Origin of the sequence: Streptomyces sp. NPDC057565, from assembly GCF_042801455.1 — a bacterium.
GTDB lineage: Bacteria > Actinomycetota > Actinomycetes > Streptomycetales > Streptomycetaceae > Streptomyces > Streptomyces yanii.
In genome coordinates this window covers 15,862-37,955 of sequence record NZ_JBHVFU010000015.1, presented here as the reverse complement: position 1 = coordinate 37,955, position 22,094 = coordinate 15,862, and the positions used below count along the sequence as shown (strand labels likewise).

Below are 22,094 nucleotides of genomic sequence, written 5' to 3'. Positions count from 1 at the left end.
TCGGGTCATAAGTGTTAGAGAAATATAAGCAGACGGCATGACTGCGCTTACTCACCGGGACACGCGCCGCGATCGCCCCAATGCCGTACGGTCCAGGTGATCCGCGACGGCTCCGTGGTCCGTGGCGCGCGCGATCAGCGCCACGTAGTTGTCGGGGCGGACCAGGACGAGGGCGTCCTCGGTGATCCCGTACGCCGAGCGGGCGTGCCCCTCGTCGTCGGTGAGGCCCCCGTGGCCGCCGCCGTCCACCGCATGCACGCGCACCAGGCCGCCGTACTCCGCCGCCACCTCCCGCAGCGCCTGCGCCGCGCCCGCACCGAAGCCCAGCAGCGTGAAGTGCGGCCCGGCGAACGTCTCGAACAGGCGGACCCGCGTCCCTGTCCCCGCGTCGCGACACGGGGCGTCCGGGGCGCGGTCGCCCGCCCGCAGCCGGGCGCGGGGACCGTCGGCCGCCCCGTCCCGGGCGAGCGAGCTCCAGCGGTAGTTCCCGTCCAGTCCCATGGTCTCCGCGGCGTTCGCCGCATCGAGTCCGCCGCCCGGCTTCTTGATCGCCTCCAGGGTCTCCCGCAGCCGGTCGGAGGCGAGGTCGAGGGTCCGGGCGGCGACGGGCAGTCGCTCCTCCTCGTAGGTGTCGAGCAGGCCCGTACCCGCCCGTCCGGTCACCACGAGGGCGAGCTTCCAGCCCAGGTTGAACGCGTCCTGGATGCCGGTGTTCATGCCCAGCCCGCCCGCGATCGCGTGCACATGCGCGGCGTCGCCCGCGAGGAGGACGCGGCCCACCCGGTAGCGGCCGGTCATGCGCTCGTTGACCCGGTACGTCGACAGCAGGGTGGCGTTCGACAGACGGGTGCCCGGGAGGCCGGAATGCTTGGCGAAGAGCCGCCGGAAGCTTTCCTGCGAGGGCGGTACGGGGGCCCCTGCGGCGTCCGTCTCGGGCCCGGCCTGGAACCACCAGCCCGACCGGGTGCCCGGGATCGGGCACAGCATCACGGCGCCGTCCTCGTCGAACCACTGGTGCCAGATCCCGCGGTCGAGACCCTCCACCTCGACATCGCCGCAGACCATCATCTGCTCCTGCGTCGTCCGCCCCTCGAACGGCACCCCGAGCAGCTTGCGCACCGCACTGTGGGCGCCGTCGCAGCCCACCACGTAGGCCGTGCCGGTCTCGCTGCCGTCGGCGAAGGCGACGGTCACCGAGGCGTCCGCCTCCACCAGCCCCGTCACCTCGGCGCCCAGTTCGACGCGTACCCCGTACTCCGCGAGCCGGGCCCGCAGGATCTCCTCCAGCCGCCACTGCGCGATGAGCCACGAGCGGTCGTACGGGGCGTCCGGCGTCGGCCCCGACCCCTCGAACGGGTCGGCGTCGGCGATCGCCACTCCGCCCCGGTACTTGCGCATCGGCGGCGGCGTCGAGCCCGCCGCCAGGACCTCGTCGACCACGCCGAGGTCCTCAAGCACCTCGAGGGAGCGGGGATTGGGGCCCTTCGCCCGCGAACTGCGCGGGAAATCAAGGGACTTGTCGACGATCCGTACGGCGATGTCACGTCGGGCGAGATCGCACGCCAGGGTCAGTCCGGTCGGCCCTGCTCCCACGATCAGTACGTCGGTCATGCCTGCTCCTCGGGTGCGGTTCCACTGCCCCCAGGAAAGCGTAACTGAGTTAAGAAAGCAACCGAGTAAAGATCAATATGTGTCCGCGGCCTCGCGGGCGTCGTAGTCGGCGCGCGCCGCCGCGATCTCACCCTGGTGCTCCTCGGTCCAGGTGACGAGTGCCCGGATCGTGGTGTGCAGTGTGCCGCCGAGCGGCGTCAGCTCGTACTCCACGCGGGGTGGCACCACGGCATGGACCGTCCGTTCGACGAGGCCGTCGCGTTCCAGCTGGCGCAGTGTGACGGTCAGCATCCGCTGGCTGATGCCGTCGATCTCGCGGCGCAACTGGGTGAAGCGGAGCTTGCGGCGGTCGAGCAGGGCGATGACGAGGAGCGACCACTTGTCGGCGACCCGGTCCAGGATCTGCCGTACCTCGCAGCCCTCGCGGGTGTCCCACTGGAACGGGTCGGGGTCGCCGACGAGGGTCGCGTCGTCAACGGTGCCTCCGAGGTGACTCGGTGACTTCGAAGTGCCTTCTTCCATGACCGTTGATGCTGGCGCACGATGCCAGTGGTTACAAGAGGGAACCGACCCGCTTCCGAGTAACTCCCCATGCCCGCCCCATCAAGGAGACACCTGTGTCCACCATGCCCTCGCGCGCCCGGGCCCTGCTCCTCGTCCTGTGCGGCACGATCTTTCTGGAGGGTATCGACGTCGCCATGCTCGCCGTCGCGGTCCCCTCGATCAGATCCGATCTCTCCCTGCCGACCAGTGCCACCGCCTGGGTGATGAGTGCCTACGTCCTCGGCTATGCCGGGTTCACCCTGCTCGGCGGGCGCGCCGCCGACCTGTTCGGCAGGCGCCGGATGTTCCTCGTCTGGCTCTCCGTCTTCCTGGTCTTCTCCGGGCTCGGAGGCTTCGCCGACCGGGGCTGGATACTGATCGTCGCCCGCTTCGTCACCGGGGTGGCCGCCGCGTTCATGACGCCCGCCGCCATGGCGCTCATCACCACCTCGTACGAGGAGGGGCCGCAGCGCAACAAGGCGCTGCTGGTCTTCGCGGGCACCGCGGCGGGCGGCTTCTCGCTCGGGCTCGTCATCGGCGGGCTGCTCACCCAGCTCGGCTGGCGCTGGGTGTTCTTCGCGCCCGTCCTGCTGGCCGGCGGGATCCTGATCGCCGCGCTCCGCACCGTCCCCGCGGAGGCGCGCCCGGCCCGCTCCGTCGGCTTCGACCTGCCGGGTGCCGCCGCTGCCGCCGGGGCGATGCTGCTGCTCGCGTACGGGATCGTGCGCCTGGAACACGGTACGACGGACTGGGCGTGGACCGCCGGAGCCTTCGCGGCGGGGCTTCTTCTGACAGCCGTCTTCGTCCTGATCGAACGCCGCTCGCCCGCCCCGCTGGTCCGGCTCTCCCTGCTGCGGAGGGCCTCGATGGTCCGGGCCGACCTCGGCGCCCTGCTCTTCGTGGGGTCCTTCTTCGGGTTCCAGTTCGTGGTGACGCTGTATCTCCAGGAGCTGCGTGGCTGGTCCGCACTGCAGACCGCCCTCGCCCTGGTGGTGATGGGCGCCGACGCGGTCATCGCGCCGACGCTCACCCCTCGGCTGGTGAACCGTTACGGCAATGCGCGGGTCATCCTCGGCGGATTCGTCGTCGCCATCGTCTCGTACGGACTCTTCCTGCAGGTCGGGCCCAACTGGTCGTATGCGGCGATGTTCCCGACGCTGCTCCTCACCGGCACCGCCTTCGCCCTGGCCTACGGTCCGCTGACGATCGCGGCGACCGACGGCGTACCCGACAGCGAGCAGGGGCTGGCGGGCGGGCTGCTGCACACCTCGACCCAGTTCGGTTCAGCGGTCGGCATCTCCGCGGTGACGGCGGTGTACGGGCTCGCCTCGGCGGGCACGGACGGCACGCCCGGGGCCACCCTGGACGCCTTCCGTGCGGCGCTCGTCGTGCCGGTGGCGATGGTGACGCTGGGCGCGCTGGTCAGTGCTCTCGGGCTGCGTACGAGGAGTCCGCGCCGGTTGCCGGAGACGTCCGCTCCGGCGTCGTCGGTGTCGCCGCAAGCCGCGCGGCCTGCGCCCTCGTCCGCCGCGCCGTCCGGAACGCGTCCCACGTCAGAAGCGTGAGCGCCAGCCACACCAGCGCGAAGCCGGCCCACCGCTCCGGCGGCATCGCCTCGTGGAAGTAGAGGATGCCGAGGATGAACTGGAAGACCGGTGCCAGGTACTGCAGCAGGCCCAGCGTCGAGAGGGGGACGCGGATCGCCGCCGCGCCGAAGAGGACCAGCGGCGTGGCCGTCACGACACCCGTCGCGGCGAGCAGCGCCGCATGGCCGGCGCCACCGGAGACGAACGTCGCGTCGCCCTGCGCACCGAGCCACAGCAGATAGCCGAGCGCGGGGACGAACAGCACCGCGGTCTCGGCGGTGAGCGACTCCAGGCCGCCCATGTTGACCTTCTTCTTCACCAGGCCGTACGTCGCGAAGGAGAACGCCAGCGTCAACGAGATCCACGGCGGACGCCCGTAACCGATCGCCAGCACGAGCACGGCCGCGACGCCCGTGCCGACCGCCACCCACTGCGCGGGGCGCAGCCGCTCACCGAGGAGCAGGACGCCCATGGCGATGGTGACCAGGGGGTTGATGAAGTAGCCGAGCGACGCCTCGACGACTTGGCCGTTGTTCACGGCCCAGATGTACAGACCCCAGTTGACGGTGATCACCGCTGCGGCGACCGTGATCAGCCCCAGCTTCTTCGGCTGGCGTATCAGCTCGCCGATCCACGCCCAGCGGCGCAGCGCGAGCAGCGCGATGCCGACGACGGCGAGCGACCAGACCATGCGGTGGGCCAGGATCTCGATGGCGCCGGACGGCTTCAGCAGCGGCCAGAAGAGCGGGACGATCCCCCACAGGCCATAGGCGCCGATGCCGGACAACAAGCCCGCCCGCTGTTCATTTGTCCCCTTCACGGGCCCTCCCGGCGTCCCTCGCGTCGACTGCTCCGTCGACTGCACGACGGTATCGCCGGGAGGGCCCGGTGTCATAGCCGTATCGCAATACGGTCATGACACCGGGCCCTTCCGGTCCGGGGCGAGGGCTCAGGCGGCGGCGACCGCGGCGGCCACCGTCTCGGCCATCGGCGTCGTCGGGCGGCCGATCAGGCGGGCCAGGTCACCGCTCGTACCGGCGAGCAGGCCGCGCGCGATCGCCTCGTCGACGTCGACGAGGATCGCGGCGAAGCCCTCGGGCAGACCGGCGCCGACGAGGATCTCCTGGTGCACGGCGGCCGGGACGTTGTTGTACGCGATCTCCTTGCCGGTGGCCTTCGAGACCTCGGCCGCGTACTCGGCGAACGACCAGGCGACGTCGCCGCTCAGCTCGTAGGCCTTGCCGAGGTGGTCCTCGCCGGTCAGTACGGCGGCCGCAGCGGCCGCGTAGTCGGCGCGAGTGGCGGAGGCGACCCGGCCGTCGCCCGCGTTGGAGACGACGGCGCCGTGTTCCAGGACCGGGGCGAGGTTCGCCGTGTAGTTCTCCGTGTACCAGCCGTTGCGCAGGAAGGTGTACGGCAGGCCGGAGTCGAGGATCAGCTGCTCGGTGACCTTGTGCTCGGCGGCCAGCTGGAAGTCGGCGTCCGGGCCGCCCAGCACTCCGGTGTACGCGAGCTGCGCGACGCCCGCCGCCTTCGCCGCGTCGATGACCGCCGTGTGCTGCGGCACGCGCTTGCCCACCTCGCTGCCGGAGATGAGCAGGACGCGGTCCCCGGCCTTGAAGGCGCCGGTGAGGGTCTCCGGGCGGTCGTAGTCGGCGACCCGGAGCTCGACACCGCGGGCGGCGAGGCCGGCGGCCTTCTCCTTGTTGCGGACGACGGCGGCGATCCCGCTCGCGGGCACGGTCTCCAGCAGTCGGTCGACGACGAGACTGCCGAGCTCTCCGGTGGCTCCGGTGACGACGATGCTCATGGGGGGTTTCTCCTCTTTGGCTGCTCTGGTCCTTGTTCGTGCTCTCTGTCGCTCACCCTACGGGATGCACTAACCATGAGAAAGTACCCACTTTGAAGTAAGGTACTGGTATGAGCGTAAGCAAGGTGCCCGATGTGAACCGGCAGATGTGCCCCTCCCGCCTGGTGCTCGAACACGTCACCAGCCGCTGGGGCGTCCTCGTCCTGGCCGCCCTGCTGGAGCGCTCCTACCGCTTCAGCGAACTGCGCCGCGAGGTCGGCGGCGTCAGCGAGAAGATGCTGGCCCAGACCCTGCAGACGCTGGAGCGCGACGGCTTCGTGCACCGGGATGCCAAGCCGGTGATCCCGCCGCGGGTGGACTACACGCTCACCGAGCTGGGCAAGGAGGCCGCCGAGCAGGTGTGGGGGCTGGCGCGCTGGACGGAGCGGCGTGTCGACGCCGTGCACGCCGCCCACGAGGCGTACGACGCCCGGAAGCAGGATCAGTCCGGCTGAGGCGCCCGCCCCTCCTCCAGCTCCCGCAGCGCCCGCGAGACATCGAACGGCAGGATCGTCACCGCCACGTGCGGCAGCTGCGCCAGCGCCTTCGACATCGCCTCGCCGGTGCCCCGGTGCAGCATCTTGCCGAGCGCGTTCCGGTACAGCCGCCGTGGCACCAGGACCGTCAGCGACGTCTCCCCGTCCGCCGTGGTGCGGGTCGCGAGCTCCCGCATCGCATGGCGCAGCCGCCGGTCGGGGCAGGCCACCAGCTCCAGCGGCACGGAGGTCGCGGCCGTCGCCTCCCAGCGGGCGGCCAGCCGCCTGCCGTGCGCCTCGTCGATCGCGAAGTGCACCGCCCGGATCTCGTCCGGGCGCAGCTCATGGGCGTACCGCAGTGCCTTCAGCGTCGCCAGGTCCAGCGTCTCCACGAGGACGAACACCAGATGACGCCGGACCCGCGGCCGGTCCGCGCCCGGTGCCTGGAGGCTGTGCAGTGCGGCGGCCTCGCGCCGGTACTCGCGGTTGATCCGCATCAACGCCCACACGCCGAGCGGGAAGACGATCACGACCAGCCAGGCGCCCTCGGTGAACTTGGTGACCGCGAAGATCAGCACCACGGCCGCCGAGCTGACCGCGGCCAGCCCATTGACCGCGATCTTCAGCCGGCGGTACCGCTCGCGGCGGCGCAGGTGGTACGCGGTGAGCCCGGACCCGGCCATGGTGAACGCGGTGAACACGCCGATCGCGTAGAGCGCCACCAGCTTGTCCACACTGGCGCCCGTGACGAGCAGCAGCGCCAGCGAGACGACGGTGAGCGCGATGATCCCGTTGGAGAAGGCCAGCCGGTGCCCGCGGCGGGTCAGCACCCGCGGCAGGAAACGGTCCTCGGCGACAAAACTGGCGAGGAACGGGAAGCCGGTGAAGGGCGTGTTGGCACCCGTGTAGAGGACCAGTGCCGTCGCCAGCTGGACGAAGACCAGCCCGGCCGTCCCGAGCGGGCCAGCACCGAAGGCGAGGTGAGCCTCCTGCGCGATGACGGTCGGCGTGCCGTCGATGTACGGGACGGCATGCGTGAAGTGCGCCAGCGTGGAGACGCCGAGGACGAGGATGCCGAGTACACAGCTCATCGCGATGAGGGTGCGGCGGGCATTGCGGCCCTGCGGTTCGCGGAACGCGGAGATGCCGTTGGAGATCGCTTCGAGTCCGGTGAGCGACGAGCCGCCGTTGGCGAAGGAGCGCAGCACGATGAAGAGCGATGCGCCGTATGCCCAGCCGCTGCCCGGCGTGCCCTGCGGAACCACCCCGGCGGCATGCAGATCGGCCTTCGGCAGCTCGCCCGTCAGCCCGCGTACCGCGGCGACGAGCAGCACCAGACCGACCGCGGCCATGAACAGATAGGCGGGCAGCGCGAAGGTCCGGCCCGCCTCGCGGATGCCGCGCAGATTCCCGTACGCGAGCAGCACGATCACCGCGACGGAGACCGGCAGCTGGAGATGGTCCAGGCCGGTCCAGCCGCCCCCGGCCAGATGGGCGAGGGAGATGAGGGCGTTCGTGCCGGCCGACACCTGGACGGCGACGGTCACGATGTAGTCGACGAGCAGCGCCACGGCGGCGATCTGCGCGACGTTCGGCCCGAAGTTCTCCCGGGCGACCACATACGAGCCGCCCGCCCGCGTGTAGATCATGACGACATCGCTGTAGCAGAGCGTCAGAAGCAGCAGGACCAGCAGGATCGCGCCGGTCACCGGCATGAGGAGGGTGAAGGCAGCCGCCCCGACGACGGGCACGAGGACCCGGAGCATCTCCTCGGAGCCGTACGCGGACGAACTGATGCAGTCCGAGGCGAGCACCCCGAGCGCCGTCCGGTTGTTCAGTTTCTCGTCACTGATGCGCTCGGTGGTGAGGGGTTTGCCGAGCAGGTGTCGTTTGATGCGGTACGCGGGACGGTCCAGGGCCATGGGCACATGAGAACGGGTGCCGGGCCGGGAGCGGTGAAGACTCCCCGGCCGGGCACCCGTACGGTGCGCCTCACGACGTCCCAGAGGGTGTCCGGCGGATCAGCCGGGGCCGCGACGAGTGGAACGGTCCGACCCCGATCCGCCGGGACACCCCTCAGCCGACGACCGTCCAGTTGTCGTTGCCCGCGAGCAGCGCGGCCAGATCGCCCTTGCCGTTCTGCTCGACCGCGGTGTCCAGCTGCTCGGCCATCTGCGTGTCGTACACCGGCCGCTCGACGCTGCGCAGGACCCCGATCGGGGTCTGGTGCAGCGTGTCGGGGTCGGCGAGCCGGGACAGCGCGAACGCCGTGGTGGGGCTGTCGGCGTGCGCGTCGTGGACCAGGACCTGCGACTCGTTCTCCGCGGTGACCTCGACGACCTTGAGCTCGCCGGTGGCCGGGTCGCGCACCACGCCCTTGGACTGTCCCGTGCCGAAGCGGATCGGCTGCCCGTGCTCCAGCCGGATCACCGCGTTCTCGGCCTTGTCCTTGTCCTTGAGGACCTCGAAAGCGCCGTCGTTGAAGATGTTGCAGTTCTGGTAGATCTCCACCAGCGCCGTGCCCGGGTGGGCGGCCGCCTCGCGCAGCACGCCGGTGAGGTGCTTGCGGTCGGAGTCCACGGTGCGGGCGACGAACGACGCCTCCGCGCCGAGGGCCAGCGACACCGGGTTGAACGGGGCGTCGAGCGAGCCCATCGGCGTCGACTTGGTGATCTTGCCGACCTCGGACGTGGGGGAGTACTGCCCCTTGGTGAGCCCGTAGATCCGGTTGTTGAACAGCAGGATCTTCAGGTTCACATTGCGCCGCAGCGCGTGGATGAGGTGGTTGCCGCCGATGGACAGCGCGTCGCCGTCGCCCGTGACGACCCAGACGGACAGGTCGCGCCGCGAGGACGCCAGCCCGGTCGCGATGGCCGGGGCCCGGCCGTGGATCGAGTGCATCCCGTACGTGTTCATGTAGTACGGGAACCGGGACGAGCAGCCGATGCCGGAGACGAAGACGATGTTCTCCTTCGCCAGACCGAGCTCGGGCATGAACCCCTGCACGGCGGCGAGGACCGCATAGTCACCGCAACCGGGGCACCAGCGCACTTCCTGATCGGACTTGAAGTCCTTCATGGACTGCTTGGCCTCGGCCTTGGGCACCAGCTGCAGTGCCGGGAGCCCGGTGGGGAGTGCCTGGTCGGTGTTAGGCATCGATGGCCTCCTTGAGAGCTGTGGCGAGCTGCTCGGCCTTGAACGGCATTCCGTTGACCTGGTTGTAACTGTGGGCGTCGACCAGGTACTTCGCCCGGATCAGCGTGGCGAGCTGGCCGAGGTTCATCTCCGGGACCACCACCTTGTCGTAACGCTCCAGCACCTCGCCCAGATTCCGTGGGAAGGGGTTGAGGTGGCGCAGATGGGCCTGCGCGATCGACTGCCCCTCCGCCCGCAGCCGGCGGACGGCGGCGGTGATGGGGCCGTACGTGGAGCCCCAGCCGAGCACCAGGGTCCGGGCGTCGGAGGGGTCGTCGACCTCCAGGTCGGGGACCTCGATGCCGTCGACCTTCGCCTGGCGGGTGCGGACCATGAAGTCGTGGTTCGCGGGGTCGTACGAGATGTTGCCGGTGCCGTCCTGCTTCTCGATGCCGCCGATGCGGTGTTCGAGACCGGGAGTGCCGGGGACGGCCCACGGGCGGGCCAGGGTCTGCGGATCGCGTTTGTACGGCCAGAAGACCTCGGTGCCGTCGGCCAGCTCATGGTTGGGTCCGGAGGCGAACTGCACGCGCAGGTCGGGGAGTTCGTCGACCTCGGGGATCCGCCACGGCTCGGAGCCGTTGGCGAGGTAACCGTCCGAGAGCAGGAACACCGGTGTGCGGTACGTCAGTGCGATCCGGGCGGCGTCGAGCGCGGCGTCGAAGCAGTCCGCCGGCGTCTTCGGCGCCACGATCGGCACCGGGGCCTCGCCGTTGCGCCCGAACATCGCCTGCAGCAGGTCCGCCTGCTCGGTCTTGGTCGGCAGACCGGTCGACGGGCCGCCGCGCTGGATGTCGATGATGAGCAGCGGCAGTTCGAGCGAGACGGCCAGGCCGATGGTCTCCGACTTCAGCGCCACACCCGGACCGGACGTCGTCGTCACCCCGAGCGAACCGCCGAACGCCGCACCGAGCGCCGCGCCGATGCCCGCGATCTCGTCCTCCGCCTGGAAGGTGCGGACGCCGAAGTTCTTGTGCTTGCTGAGCTCGTGCAGGATGTCGGAGGCCGGGGTGATCGGGTACGAGCCCAGGTAGAGCGGCAGGTCCGCCTGCCGGGCCGCCGCGATCAGCCCGTACGACAGGGCCAGGTTCCCGGAGATGTTCCGGTACGTACCGGTGGGGAACGTCTGCGTCGCGGGCGCCACCTCGTAGCTGACGGCGAAGTCCTCGGTGGTCTCACCGAAATTCCAGCCCGCCCGGAACGCCGCCACGTTCGCCTCGGCGATCTGCGGTTTCTTGGCGAACTTCGCCCGCAGGAATGCCTCGGTGCCGTCGGTCGGCCGGTGGTACATCCAGGAGAGCAGCCCGAGCGCGAACATGTTCTTCGAGCGCTCGGCCTCCTTGCGGGAGAGCCCGAACTCCTTCAGCGCCTCGATCGTCAGAGTCGTCAGGGGCACCGGGTGGACGTTGTACGCCTGCAGCGAGCCGTCCTCCAGCGGGCTGGTCTCGTAGCCCACCTTCGCCATCGGGCGTTTGGTGAACTCGTCGGTGTTGACGATGATTTCGGCGCCGCGCGGCACATCATCGATGTTCGCCCTCAGCGCGGCGGGGTTCATCGCGACCAGCACGTTCGGGGCGTCGCCCGGCGTGAGGATGTCATGGTCGGCGAAGTGCAACTGGAACGACGAGACGCCCGGCAGGGTACCTGCGGGGGCCCGGATCTCGGCCGGGAAGTTCGGCAGCGTCGACAGGTCGTTCCCGAACGACGCCGTCTCCGAGGTGAACCGGTCACCCGTGAGCTGCATGCCGTCTCCGGAGTCACCCGCGAAACGGATGATCACCCTGTCCAGGCGGCGGATCTCCTTCTCGCCGACGCCCGCTTTTTCGGAATGGGGGGCGCGTTGCCCCCCGAGAACAGTCTCGCCGGCCTGATCGGCGTCGTTGGTCTCGTCGGCCTGTCCGGCTGGGCTACTGACCTGGCTGGTCACTGAACTGGACCTCCCTCGGGGCGGCGGCTCGGGACCGTCCGGCCCGCCGGTGGTCCCCAAGCCCACCCTACGTCGGTAAGGGTCGCCTTCCCTGGAACGGTCACATGATGGACGCCACTATGAGACGCATTCTTGTACCAGTTTGCCATATTCCGTGAACCCCCCTGGGCTGTCGGTCGACGTCGCTCGCTGCTTCTCGGCGCTCATCCTTTGGTCCCAGGCCCCCGACAGGCCTCAGATGACCTGGCAGGGTGTCAGATTCTCAGGATTTGAGATAGGTCAGAACGGCCAGCACGCGACGGTGATCCCCGTCACTGGGCGAGAGCCCGAGCTTCAGAAAAATATTGCTGACGTGCTTCTCCACCGCGCCGTCGCTCACCACCAGCTGCCGGGCGACCGCGGAGTTCGTCCGCCCCTCCGCCATCAGACCGAGAACCTCGCGCTCGCGCGGCGTCAGCCCGGCCAGGACGTCCTGCTTACGGCTCCGGCCCAGCAGCTGCGCCACCACCTCAGGGTCCAGCGCCGTACCGCCCTGTGCCACTCGGACCACGGCGTCGACGAACTCACGGACCTCGGCGACCCGGTCCTTCAGCAGATACCCCACCCCCCGGCTGCTGCCGGCCAGCAGCTCGGTCGCGTACTGCTCCTCGACGTACTGCGAAAGGACCAGGACCCCGATGCCGGGATACTCCTTGCGCAGCCGCACCGCCGCCCGTACGCCCTCATCGGTGTGGGTCGGCGGCATCCGCACATCGGCGACGACCACATCCGGCAGCTCGTCCTGTGCGGCGAGATCGCTCACGGTCTTGATCAGCGTCTCGGCGTCCCCCACCCCGGCAACGACGTCATGCCCGAGATCGGTCAGCAGCCGGGTGAGTCCCTCCCGAAGCAGTACCGAATCCTCGGCGATGACCACCCGCACCCTGTCCTCCACCACGACGCTTTTTCCCCACTGCACTGGTCCGCCGGCCCGCGGCCGACGGAAATCCGTCCCCTGGCCCCTCCAGCATCCCAGCATCGGCCCGCCGATGGGGACTGTGCCGCATGCTCGAGGGCACGGACGGGGCGAGGAAACGCCCGTGAGGGGGGTGAGAGGGGACACCCGCAGCGGGCCGGGCGGGTCCGCCTCAGCCGCGCCACGGGAGCTCGGCCGTGACCCGCGTCGGCCCGCCCACCGGGGAGTCGACGACGAGGACGCCGTCCACCGCGTCCAGCCGCTCGGTCAGACCGGCCAGACCGCTGCCCGCCGACAGGTCCGCGCCACCCCGCCCGTTGTCCGTGACCTGCAGCATCAGCCGGTCGGCCGTACGCCACACATCAACCGTCGCACGCGTCGCGTACGCATGCTTGCTGACGTTCTGCAGCAGCTCGGACACGGTGAAGTACGCAATTCCCTCGATCGCCTGCGCGGGGCGCGACGCCAGGTCCACCTCGACCGTGACCGGGACGGTGCAGCGGGAGGCGATGGCGGAGAGCGCGGCGTCCAGGCCGCGGTCGGTGAGGACGGCGGGATGGATCCCCCGGGCGAGGTCGCGGAGCTCCTGCAGGGCGACCTTCACCTCGCCGTGCGCCTCGTCGACCATGCGGGCGGCGGCCTCGGGGTCCTGCGCCAGCTTCTCCTTCGCCAGACCCAGATCCATGGCGAGGGCGACGAGCCGGGCCTGCGCGCCGTCGTGCAGATCGCGTTCGATGCGCCGCAGGTCGGCGGCGGCGGTGTCCACGACCACACCCCGGTCCGACTCCAGCTCCGAAACGCGCGACGCCAGCCGGGACGGCCCGAGCAGCCCGTACACCATCACCCGGTCCACGGACGTCAGACCACGGATGATCCACGGGGTGACCAGCACGAGTATCAGACCGAACGCACTGGTCACGGCCAGCTCGAAGGGAGAGTCGAGATAGACGTCGTGCGTGGCGTCGCCGTACAGCTGGATGCCGTCGATCCCCGCGTACGCAGGGAAGACCCACTGCCACAACGGATACGTGAGGGCCGCCCATCCGTACGCCCAGAACGTCAACGAGACGGTGAACGCGAAGACCGCCCACGGGAAGTGCAGCAGCGCGTAGAGAAGATGCCGCCAGGACGCCCCGCTCTTCAGCACCGCACCGACCCAGGACATCGGCCCGCCGGTCCTGCCGCGCACCGGCGCCGGATCCGCCACCCGGAGCCGCAGCAGCCCCCGCGCCCGGACCCGCTCCATGGCACCGAAACCGCGGCACATGGCCAGGGTGCCGGCAAGGAGCGGAATGCCGACGAACGTGATCAGCAGACCCGCACTGGCGGAGGTCAGAGTGACCGCGAGGCCGAACAGCACCACACTGATGGGCAGACTCAGCAACAGATAGCCGAACTCGCGCCAGGTCCTCGCCTCGAACGGCGCGCGCAGCACCGCGGGAACGACGTGCTTCACCGAGGGGTGGTCCTCGGGGCCGGAACCGGACCGCTGAGGGTCGCGAGTGTCCGGTCCGTATGCCGTGGCCATGGTGCCGTCCGTTTCTCTGCTCGGCGGGTGGAGTGGTTCCTCTTCGGCGGCCCGTACAGGCCGCCACCTCAAGAGTGCTGTGCGGCGGGACTCCTCACCATGAGGCCGGTATCCCTTTTCGACCGGGGGTTTTCCCCACCCCCGACTGCGGCCTGGGCCCCCTCCTGCGGAATTCGGACCGGAGCAGGGAGCCGGGTCCGACGCGTACCCGCACCCCGCGAGCCCGGCACGATCCGGAGGAAAGGCGCTACGGCCGTTTCGCGACGCCCGCGCCGTCCCCGCCCCGGTCCCGCCAGGGCAGCTCGGCCACGACCGTCGTCGGCCCGCCGACCGGCGACGTCAGGACGAACAGCCCGTCCACCGCCCCCAGCCGCTCCGCCAGCCCGGACATCCCCGTACCGCCGTCCATCCGCGCCCCGCCCCGGCCGTCGTCACTGACCTGGATCAGCAGCCGTTCCCCCGACCGCCACACCTCGACGGACGCCGAACCCGCACCACTGTGCTTGCTGACGTTCTGCAGCAGCTCGGACACGGTGAAGTACGCAATCCCCTCGATCGCCTCCGCGGGGCGCGACTGCAGATCCACGCCCACCGTGACCGGGACGGTGCAGCGGGAGGCGATGGCGGAGAGCGCGGCGTCCAGGCCGCGGTCGGTGAGGACGGCGGGATGGATCCCCCGGGCGAGGTCGCGGAGCTCCTGCAGGGCGACCTTCACCTCGCCGTGCGCCTCGTCGACCATGCGGGCGGCGGCCTCGGGGTCCTGCGCCAGCTTCTCCTTCGCCAGACCCAGATCCATGGCGAGGGCGACGAGCCGGGCCTGCGCGCCGTCGTGCAGATCGCGTTCGATGCGCCGCAGGTCGGCGGCGGCGGTGTCCACGACCACACCCCGGTCCGACTCCAGCTCGGCGATCCTGCGCTCCAGCTCGTCCGAGGGCGAGAGCAGCCCCCGCGCCATGGCCCGGTCCGCGTTGGTCAGCAGCCGCGCCGTGAAGGGCAGCACGGGCCACAGGACGAACAGACTCAGCAACGTCACCGTGAACGTGAGCACGCCCCAGGGCAGCCGCATGAAGGAATACAGCACCGCCCGCCAGGCCACCGGATCCTTGAGACTCGACCACAGCCACGGAAGGACGCCGCGGTCACGGCGGCCCAGCGCGGTCGCGCTCGGCTCGTCGATCCGCACCCCGAGCAGCGCACGGGCCCGGCCCCGCTCCGCCCTGCCGAGCAGCCGCGCCCCCTGCAGCCCGCCGGCGAGAAGCGGCAGACCCACCACCGTGAGGGAAAGCCCCACACCGACAGCGATCATGAAAACTGTGTAAACAAACCCGGCAACCGCCACCGGCAGGTTGGACAGGAGATAAGAGATCTCCTTCCACGTCCACGGATCCAGTGCGAAGCGGGCGGGCGGCGGCCGGTCGTTGTCGGGCGCCGGGGAGCTCGAGGTCATGCGCCCAGCCTGCCGGGCCGGGCCTGCGCACGCCATGGGGTTCATGGGCGGGGCGAAGTAGGGATAACCCCACCCTTTGCCCGACGCGGCTGCTTACCGCCTCTTTAACAGGGCCTAGACTCCCGTGCGTACAGACGTCGAACATGCATGAGGGAGCGGAGGGGCGGACGTGGCCTACATGGCGGACCTGCCGGAATCGACCGTTCTCGCGTCGGACTACTTCCAGAGCTACTCGGTCGTGGGACTGCTCGCCCTGATCGGCGTGCTCTTCGTCGCCGTCGCCTTCGGAGCAGGCCGGCTGCTGCGCCCCGTGGTGCCGACACCGGAGAAGCTCCTCACCTACGAATGCGGCGTGGACCCCGTCGGCGAGGGCTGGGCACACACCCAGGTCCGCTACTACGTCTACGCATTCCTCTATGTGATCTTCGCTGTCGACTCGATCTTCTTGTTCCCCTGGGCGACCGTATTTGCAGCACCCGGATACGGTGCGACCACCCTGGTGGAAATGTTCATCTTCCTCGGATTCCTCGCCGTGGGACTGCTCTACGCATGGAAGAAGGGCGTCCTCGAATGGACGTGACGAGCCCGCAGACCCCCGAGCCGCAGCACCGGCCCGAACCGACGCTGCTGCCCGAACCGAAACGGCTCGGCGTGCTCTCCCGGCTCGCACCCGAGCCCATGAAGGTGGTCCTGAACTGGGGCCGCCGGTACAGCCTCTGGGTCTTCAACTTCGGGCTCGCCTGCTGCGCCATCGAATTCATCGCCGCCTCCATGGCCCGGCACGACTTCATCCGCCTCGGCGTGATCCCGTTCGCACCGGGACCCCGCCAGGCCGATCTCATGATCGTTTCCGGCACGGTGACGGACAAGATGGCCCCGGCCGTCAAGCGGCTGTACGAGCAGATGCCCGAGCCCAAGTACGTCATCTCCTTCGGCGCCTGTTCCAACTGCGGCGGCCCATACTGGGACTCGTACTCCGTGACCAAGGGCGTCGACCAGATCATCCCCGTCGACGTGTACGTACCGGGCTGCCCGCCGCGCCCGGAAGCCCTGCTCCAGGGCATCCTCAAGCTCCAGGAGAAGATCGCCCGCGAGTCGCTGGGCGAGCGGTACGCGACCGGCGGCAGCCGCCCCTCCACCGCCGCACTCCGCAGCGGCCTGGTCGCCGCCCCGCCGGCCCCGGGGGAGGAGCAGAAGTGACCGATCCGGAAACGGCGCAGGCCTACGACCGCCTGCCGGAAGCCGTCACCGAACTCTTCGGCGAGGACGCCACGGCGGAGCACGCCTACGGCCTGCTGACCGTCGACGTCCCGCCGGCCGCCTGGACCACCGCCCTCGAAACGGCCCGCTCCCTGCTGGGCTGCACCTATTTCGACTGGCTGAGCGCAGTCGACGAACCCGGCACCGGCTTCCGAGTCTGCGCCCATGTCGCCGCCCCGGCGGCGGGCAAGGTCCGCCGGCTCCTGCTCCGTACGACCGTTCCGCACGACGCCCCGGTCCTGCCGACCGCCATCGGCGTCTACGCGGGCGCCGCCTGGCACGAGCGCGAGACCCACGAAATGTTCGGCATCGGCTTCGAGGGCCACCCGCACCTGGTCCCCCTCCTCCTCCCGGAAGGCTTCGAGGGCCACCCGCTGCGCAAGGACTTCGTCCTGGCGGCGAGGGTCGCCAAAGCATGGCCGGGAGCCAAGGAGCCGGGCGAATCCGAGCATGGCGGTCCCAAGCGGCGCACGATGCTGCCGCCGGGCGTGCCCGACCCGAACGAATGGGGCCCCCTCAAGGGCCAGCTCCCACCTGCCCCGGCCCGCCCGGCCCGAGCAGCCCGCCCCGCGGGCGACCGCCCCGTGCGCCGGGCCCGCAGCGTGAGCGAGGGCTCGGCAAGCCAGCAGCCCGAGCCGGCAGCCCCGGCGTCCGCAGGTACCGGGACCACACCGCCGGCCGCCACCCCGACCGCGACTCCGCGCCGCACCCGCAGCGCGTCCCAGGGCTCGGTGAGCCAGCAGGCGGCGCCGGTGGAGCAGACGTCGGCAGCGACGGAACCGGCGGCCACGCCGAAGTCCGACGTGCCGGGCACTGCGGCGCCGCACTCGACGACCTCCCCGTCTGCAGCGCCGAAGGAGGCAGCGCCGGGGACGGCGTCCTCGGAGGCCGAGCCCCCCGGACCGACGCCCGAGGCGGCAGCCCCGGAGCAGGCCAAGCCCCGCGGCGCGGACGCGCCCTGGCACCACGCCCGCCCCGCCTTCGACCCGACCCCCGATCAGGACACCTCCCAGCCCACCCGGCGCCCGAGGAGCGACGGCCCGGGGGCGGAGCCCCCGGTTCGGGAAGGAGCGGACGGGGGAGAGGCCCCGCGCAGCGGCCCCACCCCCGAAGACACCGAACCCGAGGCCACCCCTGAGAACCCCGAAACCCCCGAGAACCCCGAAACCCCCGACCACCTCGCCGGAGGCGATACCGCGTGAACGACGTACTCGACGTCGCCCTCCGGCTCATCATCGTCTTCGCGGTGTTCATGGTCGTCCCCCTCGTCGTGGGCCAGACCGAACACAAGGTGATGGCCCACATGCAGGGCCGCCTGGGCCCCATGTACGCGGGCGGTTTCCACGGCTGGGCCCAGCTCGTCGCCGACGGCGTGAAATTCGCGCAGAAGGAAGACATCGTCCCGGCCGAGGCCGACCGCCGCATCTTCCAGCTCGCCCCCGCCGTCGCCCTCCTTCCGTACCTCCTCGTACTCGTCGCCATTCCGATCGGCCCGAGCGAGGGCGCGGTCGGTCAGGTCGTCGACGCGGGCATCTTCTTCGTCCTCGCCGTCATGGGCGTGGGAGTCCTCGGCTCGCTGATGGCGGGCTGGGCATCGGCCAACAAGTTCTCCCTCCTCGGCGGCCTCCGCACCGCCGCCCAGCTCCTCGCGTACGAACTTCCGATGCTGCTCGCCGCCGCCTCAGTCGCGATGGCCGCAGGCACCGTCTCCCTTCCCGGCATCGTCAACGCCTTCGAGTGGTGGTGGCTGCCCTGGCAGATCGTCGGCGGCCTGGTCTTCTTCGTGGCCGGACTCGCTGAACTGCAGCGCCCGCCGTTCGACATGCCGGTCGCCGACTCGGAGATCATCTTCGGCGCGTACACCGAGTACACCGGCCTCCGCTTCGCCCTGTTCCTGCTCGCCGAGTACGCGGGCATCGTCGTCCTGTGCGGACTGACCACCGTCCTCTTCCTCGGCGGCTGGCACGGCCCGCTCGGCGCCGACGGACTCGGCTGGGTCTGGACGCTCCTCAAGATCGCGGTCCTCGCCTTCGTCGTCATCTGGCTGCGGGTGAGCTACCCCCGCCTCCGCGAGGACCAGCTGCAGAGGCTCGCCTGGACCACGCTCATCCCGCTCGCTCTCGCGCAGATCGCGCTCACCGGCATCGTGAAGGTGGCGATCAGCTGATGCCTCCGATCCCCGGCTCCGGCCTTGCCAAGGGCCTGGCCGTCACCCTGCGGACGATGACGAAGAAGTCGGTCACCGCCCAGTACCCCGACGTCCAGCCCGAACTCCCGCCGCGCTCCCGCGGCGTCATCGGGCTGTTCGAGGAGAACTGCACGGTCTGCATGCTCTGCGCCCGTGAGTGCCCGGACTGGTGCATCTACATCGACTCCCACAAGGAGACGGTGCCCGCCGCCGCACCGGGCGGCCGCGAACGCAGCCGCAACGTCCTCGACCGCTTCGCCATCGACTTCTCCCTCTGCATGTACTGCGGCATCTGCATCGAGGTCTGTCCTTTCGACGCGCTGTTCTGGTCGCCGGAGTTCGAGTACGCCGAGACCGACATCCTCGAACTCACCCATGAGCGGGACAAGCTCCGCGAATGGATGTGGACGGTGCCCGAGCCGCCCGCACTCGACCCGGGTGCGGAGGAACCGAAGGAGATCGCCGCCGCCCGCAAGACGGCGGAGAAGCTCGAAGCCCAGCGCGCCCAAGAAGCCCAGCAAGCCCAGCAGCAGGAAGAAGAGGAAGGAAAGGAGTGACCCTCGCAGCCGCCGCGGCCCACCCCGGTTTCCTCTCCCCGACCGGCATCGAGATCGCCTTCGTCCTGGTCGGCGTCGCCACCATCGGCGCAGCCCTCATCACCGTCACGACCAAGCAGTTGGTGCACGCCGCCCTCTGGCTGGTCGTGGCGCTCGGCGGCCTCGCCGTCGAGTACCTCCTGCTGACCGCGGAGTTCATCGCCTGGGTACAGGTACTGATCTACGTCGGTTCCGTCGTCGTCCTCCTTCTTTTCGGGCTGATGCTCACCAAGGCTCCCATCGGCCGCTCCCCGGACGCCGACTCCGAAAACCGCTGGGCCGCCCTCGGCGTCGCGGTCGCCGCCGCGGCCGCCCTCGTCTGGGTCGTCGTGGACGCCTTCCGCACCACCTGGATCGACCTGGACGGACCGGCCCACGGATCCACCGAGGCCACCGGCGCCTTTCTCTTCCGGCACTGGGTACTGCCCTTCGAAGCACTCTCCGTCCTGCTGCTCGCCGCCCTCGTCGGCGCGATCGTCCTGTCCCGCAAGCGCGGTAAGGAGCAGAGCTGATGCACCTCGCCTATCCCGCCGTGCTCGCCGCCCTCCTCTTCTGCACCGGGCTGTACGGAGTACTCGCACGCCGCAACGCGATCCTGGTCCTGATGTCCGTCGAGCTGATGCTCAACGCCGTCAACCTCAACCTGGTCGCCTTCGACGTCTGGCTCCGCGACGCCCTGCACTCCGGCCAGGCGCTCACCCTCTTCACCATCGCCATCGCGGCAGCCGAGATCGGCATCGGCCTCGCGATCGTCCTCGCCGTCCACCGCAACCGCGGCAGCTCGGACGTGGACCGCCTCCGCGACACCGCAGAGACCGACGCCGCTGAATCCCTCCCCGGCGACGAGGACGACACCACCGGCACCGAAGACCAGGCCACTGCTCCGGCAGGGAAGGCAAAGAAGGCAGAGGCCACCGCGTGACCACCACGACCCTCGCCGTCCTCGTCCCCCTCCTTCCGTTCCTGGGCGCCGCCGCCGGCCTGCTCCTCGGCCGCACCGCCCCCGGTTACGTGCGCCCCCTCGCGATCCTTCCCACCTTCGCCGCGGCCGTGATCGCCGTCGTCGTCGCCGCACGCCAGGGCGGCGGCCCGGCCATCGACGCGTCGACCCGGCTCACACCCACCGGCTCGGTCCCGATCGACCTCGCCCTCCACCTCGACGGCTTCGCGGTCCTCGTCGCCGTCCTGGTCGGCCTCGTCGCGACCTGCGTGCAGATCTACTCGACCGCCTACCTGCGTCACGACCCCCGCTACCCCTCGTACGCGGCGCTCGTCTCCCTCTTCACCTCCGCGATGCTGCTCGTCGTCTACTCCGGCGACGTGATGGTGCTGCTGGTCGGCTGGGAAGTCATGGGCATCTGCTCGTACTTCCTCGTCGGTCACTACTGGGAGACACCCGAAGCCCGCGCCGCCTCCCTCAAGGCATTCCTGGTCACCAAGCTCGGCGACGTCCCCTTCCTGATCGGCCTGTTCGCGCTTGCCGCCGACACCGGCACATTCCGGATCACCGGCATCCTCGGCGCCGTCGCGAACGGCGGGCTCGACCACCCCACTCTCATCGCCCTGCTGCTCCTCGCCGGCGTCGCGGGCAAGTCCGCGCAGTTCCCCCTGCACACCTGGCTGCCCGACGCGATGGCCGGCCCGACCCCCGTCTCCGCGCTGATCCACGCCGCGACGATGGTCGCCGCCGGCATCTACTTCGTGGCCCGGCTCCTCCCCGTCTTCGCCGAATCCGGCGCCGCCCTCGTCGTCCTCGCCGTCATGGCGGCGGTCACGATGATCGGATCGGGACTCGCCGCGCTCGCCCAGGACGACATCAAGCGCGTCCTCGCCTACTCGACCATCGGCCAGCTCGGCTACATGTCCGGCGCCCTGGCCGTCGGCGACCGCGGGGCCGCCGTCTTCCACCTCCTCTCGCACGGAGCGTTCAAAGCGGTCCTCTTCCTCGCGGCCGGCGTGGTCATCCACGCCGCCGGGACCAACTCGCTCACCGCCATGTCGCGCATGGGCGGCCTGGCCAAGCGCATCCCGGACGCCTACTGGACGATGACCGTCGCCCTCCTCGCGCTCGCCGCCATCCCGCCGTTCGCCGGCTTCTTCTCCAAGGAAGCCATCCTCGTCGCCGCCGAACACACCGCCCTGGGCGAGCGCCACGTCGCTCCGGCCGCCGCCGGCTGGACCGTCCTCGTCGCCGGACTGCTCGCCGCCGTCCTCACCGCCGCGTATGCCACCCGCCTCTGGCTCCTCGCCTTCCGCGGCCGCGGCGCCGAGGCCCCCGACCACGGCAGGCAGCCCGCCGCGATGACCACCGTCCTCTGGGTCCTCGCCATCCCCACCATCGGCTTCGGACTCACCGTCGGCGTGATCACCGACTGGTTCGACGGCCACAGCCTCACCCCGTCCGTGACCACCGCCGTCCTCTCCACCGGCGTCGGTCTCGTCGGCGGCCTCGTCACCTACGGCGCCTGGCGCCACACCACGGCCCTCGCCGCCCGCACCCCCGCCGGTGCCGTCGTCGCCCACCCCGAGGCCGAACCCGCACTCATCGAGGCCGAGGCCATGACCCACCACACCGCCGGATACGGCGACACCCCGGGCACCCCCGACCCGGCCGACCCCGGACGGCTCCTGCTCGGCCCGCTCCACCGCCACGCCGCCACCGGCTTCCACCTGGACGCCCTCTACGCGACGCTGTTCGTCCGCCCCGTCCAGGCCGCAGCGAGCCTCGTCCGCTTCCTGGACCGTGAGGTCGTCGACACGTACGTACGCGGCTCCGGCACCGGCGCACGCTGGCTCGGCACCGCCGTCCGCCGCGCCCAGACCGGCAACGTGCAGACCTACCTCAGCGCCCTGCTCGCCGGTTCCCTTGTCCTGGCGATCGCCGCCGTCGTTTTTGCCAACGTCAACGCCGGGTCGTGAGCCGTGATCGATAT

At 70.5% G+C, this 22,094-nt stretch carries 19 protein-coding genes and 1 pseudogene; 10 read left to right on the top strand and 10 right to left on the bottom strand.

Annotated features, from left to right (window positions below; genetic code table 11):
• Window positions 1-51 precede the first annotated feature (51 nt).
• Both ACFU8W_RS25225 and ACFU8W_RS25220 read right to left on the bottom strand, forming a co-directional pair.
• Complete coding sequence (locus ACFU8W_RS25225; protein WP_384041257.1) at window positions 52-1,611, bottom strand: FAD-dependent monooxygenase; 1,560 nt, start codon at window positions 1,609-1,611, stop codon at window positions 52-54.
• Window positions 1,612-1,683: 72 nt separating this feature from the next.
• A complete protein-coding gene (locus tag ACFU8W_RS25220) occupies window positions 1,684-2,133 on the bottom strand; it encodes a winged helix-turn-helix transcriptional regulator (protein ID WP_384041254.1) in 450 nt (149 codons plus the stop codon).
• Between the two features lie 104 nt (window positions 2,134-2,237).
• On the opposite strand from ACFU8W_RS25220, the pseudogene ACFU8W_RS25215 reads away from it, so the two are divergent.
• Window positions 2,238-3,695, top strand: a pseudogene (locus tag ACFU8W_RS25215) (MFS transporter); the annotation flags it as partial.
• On the opposite strand, the gene rarD reads toward ACFU8W_RS25215, so the two are convergent.
• Both rarD and ACFU8W_RS25205 read right to left on the bottom strand, forming a co-directional pair.
• The gene (rarD, locus tag ACFU8W_RS25210) at window positions 3,577-4,560 is read right to left on the bottom strand and encodes an EamA family transporter RarD (protein WP_384041252.1); all 984 of its coding nucleotides are present in this window, start codon (window positions 4,558-4,560) and stop codon (window positions 3,577-3,579) included. The pseudogene ACFU8W_RS25215 and the gene rarD sit on opposite strands and share 119 nt — an antisense overlap.
• Window positions 4,561-4,689: 129 nt before the next feature.
• Window positions 4,690-5,550: an SDR family oxidoreductase gene (locus tag ACFU8W_RS25205; RefSeq protein ID WP_384041249.1), complete on the bottom strand. Its 861-nt coding sequence runs from the start codon at window positions 5,548-5,550 to the stop codon at window positions 4,690-4,692.
• Window positions 5,551-5,660: 110 nt separating this feature from the next.
• On the opposite strand from ACFU8W_RS25205, the gene ACFU8W_RS25200 reads away from it, so the two are divergent.
• Complete coding sequence (locus ACFU8W_RS25200; RefSeq protein WP_384041246.1) at window positions 5,661-6,044, top strand: winged helix-turn-helix transcriptional regulator; 384 nt, start codon at window positions 5,661-5,663, stop codon at window positions 6,042-6,044.
• Here the strand turns inward: ACFU8W_RS25200 and ACFU8W_RS25195 are convergent.
• From ACFU8W_RS25195 to ACFU8W_RS25170, 6 genes are all read right to left on the bottom strand, one after another.
• Window positions 6,032-7,987 (bottom strand): APC family permease, encoded by a 1,956-nt coding sequence (locus ACFU8W_RS25195; RefSeq protein ID WP_384041243.1) that lies wholly within the window; start codon window positions 7,985-7,987, stop codon window positions 6,032-6,034. The genes ACFU8W_RS25200 and ACFU8W_RS25195 overlap by 13 nt on opposite strands.
• A 154-nt stretch (window positions 7,988-8,141) precedes the next feature.
• Window positions 8,142-9,221: a 2-oxoacid:ferredoxin oxidoreductase subunit beta gene (locus tag ACFU8W_RS25190; RefSeq protein WP_345514918.1), complete on the bottom strand. Its 1,080-nt coding sequence runs from the start codon at window positions 9,219-9,221 to the stop codon at window positions 8,142-8,144.
• Window positions 9,214-11,187, bottom strand: coding sequence for a 2-oxoacid:acceptor oxidoreductase subunit alpha (locus ACFU8W_RS25185; protein ID WP_384041240.1), 1,974 nt, complete (start codon window positions 11,185-11,187; stop codon window positions 9,214-9,216). Before ACFU8W_RS25185 ends, ACFU8W_RS25190 begins: the two co-directional genes overlap by 8 nt.
• Window positions 11,188-11,449: 262 nt before the next feature.
• On the bottom strand, window positions 11,450-12,109 hold the full coding sequence (locus ACFU8W_RS25180) for a LuxR C-terminal-related transcriptional regulator (RefSeq protein ID WP_384041575.1): 660 nt from the start codon (window positions 12,107-12,109) through the stop codon (window positions 11,450-11,452).
• 205 nt (window positions 12,110-12,314) lie between these two features.
• Window positions 12,315-13,670, bottom strand: a complete 1,356-nt coding sequence (locus ACFU8W_RS25175; protein ID WP_384041237.1) for a sensor histidine kinase — start codon at window positions 13,668-13,670, stop codon at window positions 12,315-12,317.
• Between the two features lie 247 nt (window positions 13,671-13,917).
• A complete protein-coding gene (locus ACFU8W_RS25170; protein WP_384041234.1) occupies window positions 13,918-15,117 on the bottom strand; it encodes a sensor histidine kinase in 1,200 nt (399 codons plus the stop codon).
• 178 nt (window positions 15,118-15,295) lie between these two features.
• On the opposite strand from ACFU8W_RS25170, the gene ACFU8W_RS25165 reads away from it, so the two are divergent.
• The 8 genes from ACFU8W_RS25165 to ACFU8W_RS25130 are packed head-to-tail and all read left to right on the top strand — an operon-like array spanning window position 15,296 to window position 22,080.
• Window positions 15,296-15,697, top strand: a complete 402-nt coding sequence (locus tag ACFU8W_RS25165; RefSeq protein ID WP_384041572.1) for an NADH-quinone oxidoreductase subunit A — start codon at window positions 15,296-15,298, stop codon at window positions 15,695-15,697.
• Entirely contained in the window at window positions 15,688-16,317 is a 630-nt protein-coding gene (locus ACFU8W_RS25160) for an NADH-quinone oxidoreductase subunit B family protein (RefSeq protein WP_323135876.1), read from the top strand. Before ACFU8W_RS25165 ends, ACFU8W_RS25160 begins: the two co-directional genes overlap by 10 nt.
• Window positions 16,314-17,579 carry an NADH-quinone oxidoreductase subunit C gene (locus ACFU8W_RS25155; RefSeq protein ID WP_384041231.1) on the top strand — a complete coding sequence of 422 codons (1,266 nt, stop codon included), beginning with the start codon at window positions 16,314-16,316 and terminating at the stop codon, window positions 17,577-17,579. The genes ACFU8W_RS25160 and ACFU8W_RS25155 overlap by 4 nt, the downstream gene beginning before the upstream one ends.
• Complete coding sequence (locus ACFU8W_RS25150; protein WP_376340296.1) at window positions 17,576-18,544, top strand: NADH-quinone oxidoreductase subunit H; 969 nt, start codon at window positions 17,576-17,578, stop codon at window positions 18,542-18,544. The genes ACFU8W_RS25155 and ACFU8W_RS25150 overlap by 4 nt, the downstream gene beginning before the upstream one ends.
• Window positions 18,544-19,122 (top strand): NuoI/complex I 23 kDa subunit family protein, encoded by a 579-nt coding sequence (locus ACFU8W_RS25145; RefSeq protein WP_384041227.1) that lies wholly within the window; start codon window positions 18,544-18,546, stop codon window positions 19,120-19,122. The genes ACFU8W_RS25150 and ACFU8W_RS25145 overlap by 1 nt, the downstream gene beginning before the upstream one ends.
• Window positions 19,119-19,673 (top strand): NADH-quinone oxidoreductase subunit J, encoded by a 555-nt coding sequence (locus tag ACFU8W_RS25140; RefSeq protein ID WP_384041223.1) that lies wholly within the window; start codon window positions 19,119-19,121, stop codon window positions 19,671-19,673. The genes ACFU8W_RS25145 and ACFU8W_RS25140 overlap by 4 nt, the downstream gene beginning before the upstream one ends.
• A complete protein-coding gene (gene nuoK / locus ACFU8W_RS25135) occupies window positions 19,673-20,083 on the top strand; it encodes an NADH-quinone oxidoreductase subunit NuoK (protein WP_266982661.1) in 411 nt (136 codons plus the stop codon). Before ACFU8W_RS25140 ends, nuoK begins: the two co-directional genes overlap by 1 nt.
• The gene (locus tag ACFU8W_RS25130) at window positions 20,080-22,080 is read left to right on the top strand and encodes an NADH-quinone oxidoreductase subunit L (protein WP_345514928.1); all 2,001 of its coding nucleotides are present in this window, start codon (window positions 20,080-20,082) and stop codon (window positions 22,078-22,080) included. Before nuoK ends, ACFU8W_RS25130 begins: the two co-directional genes overlap by 4 nt.
• Window positions 22,081-22,094 lie beyond the last annotated feature (14 nt).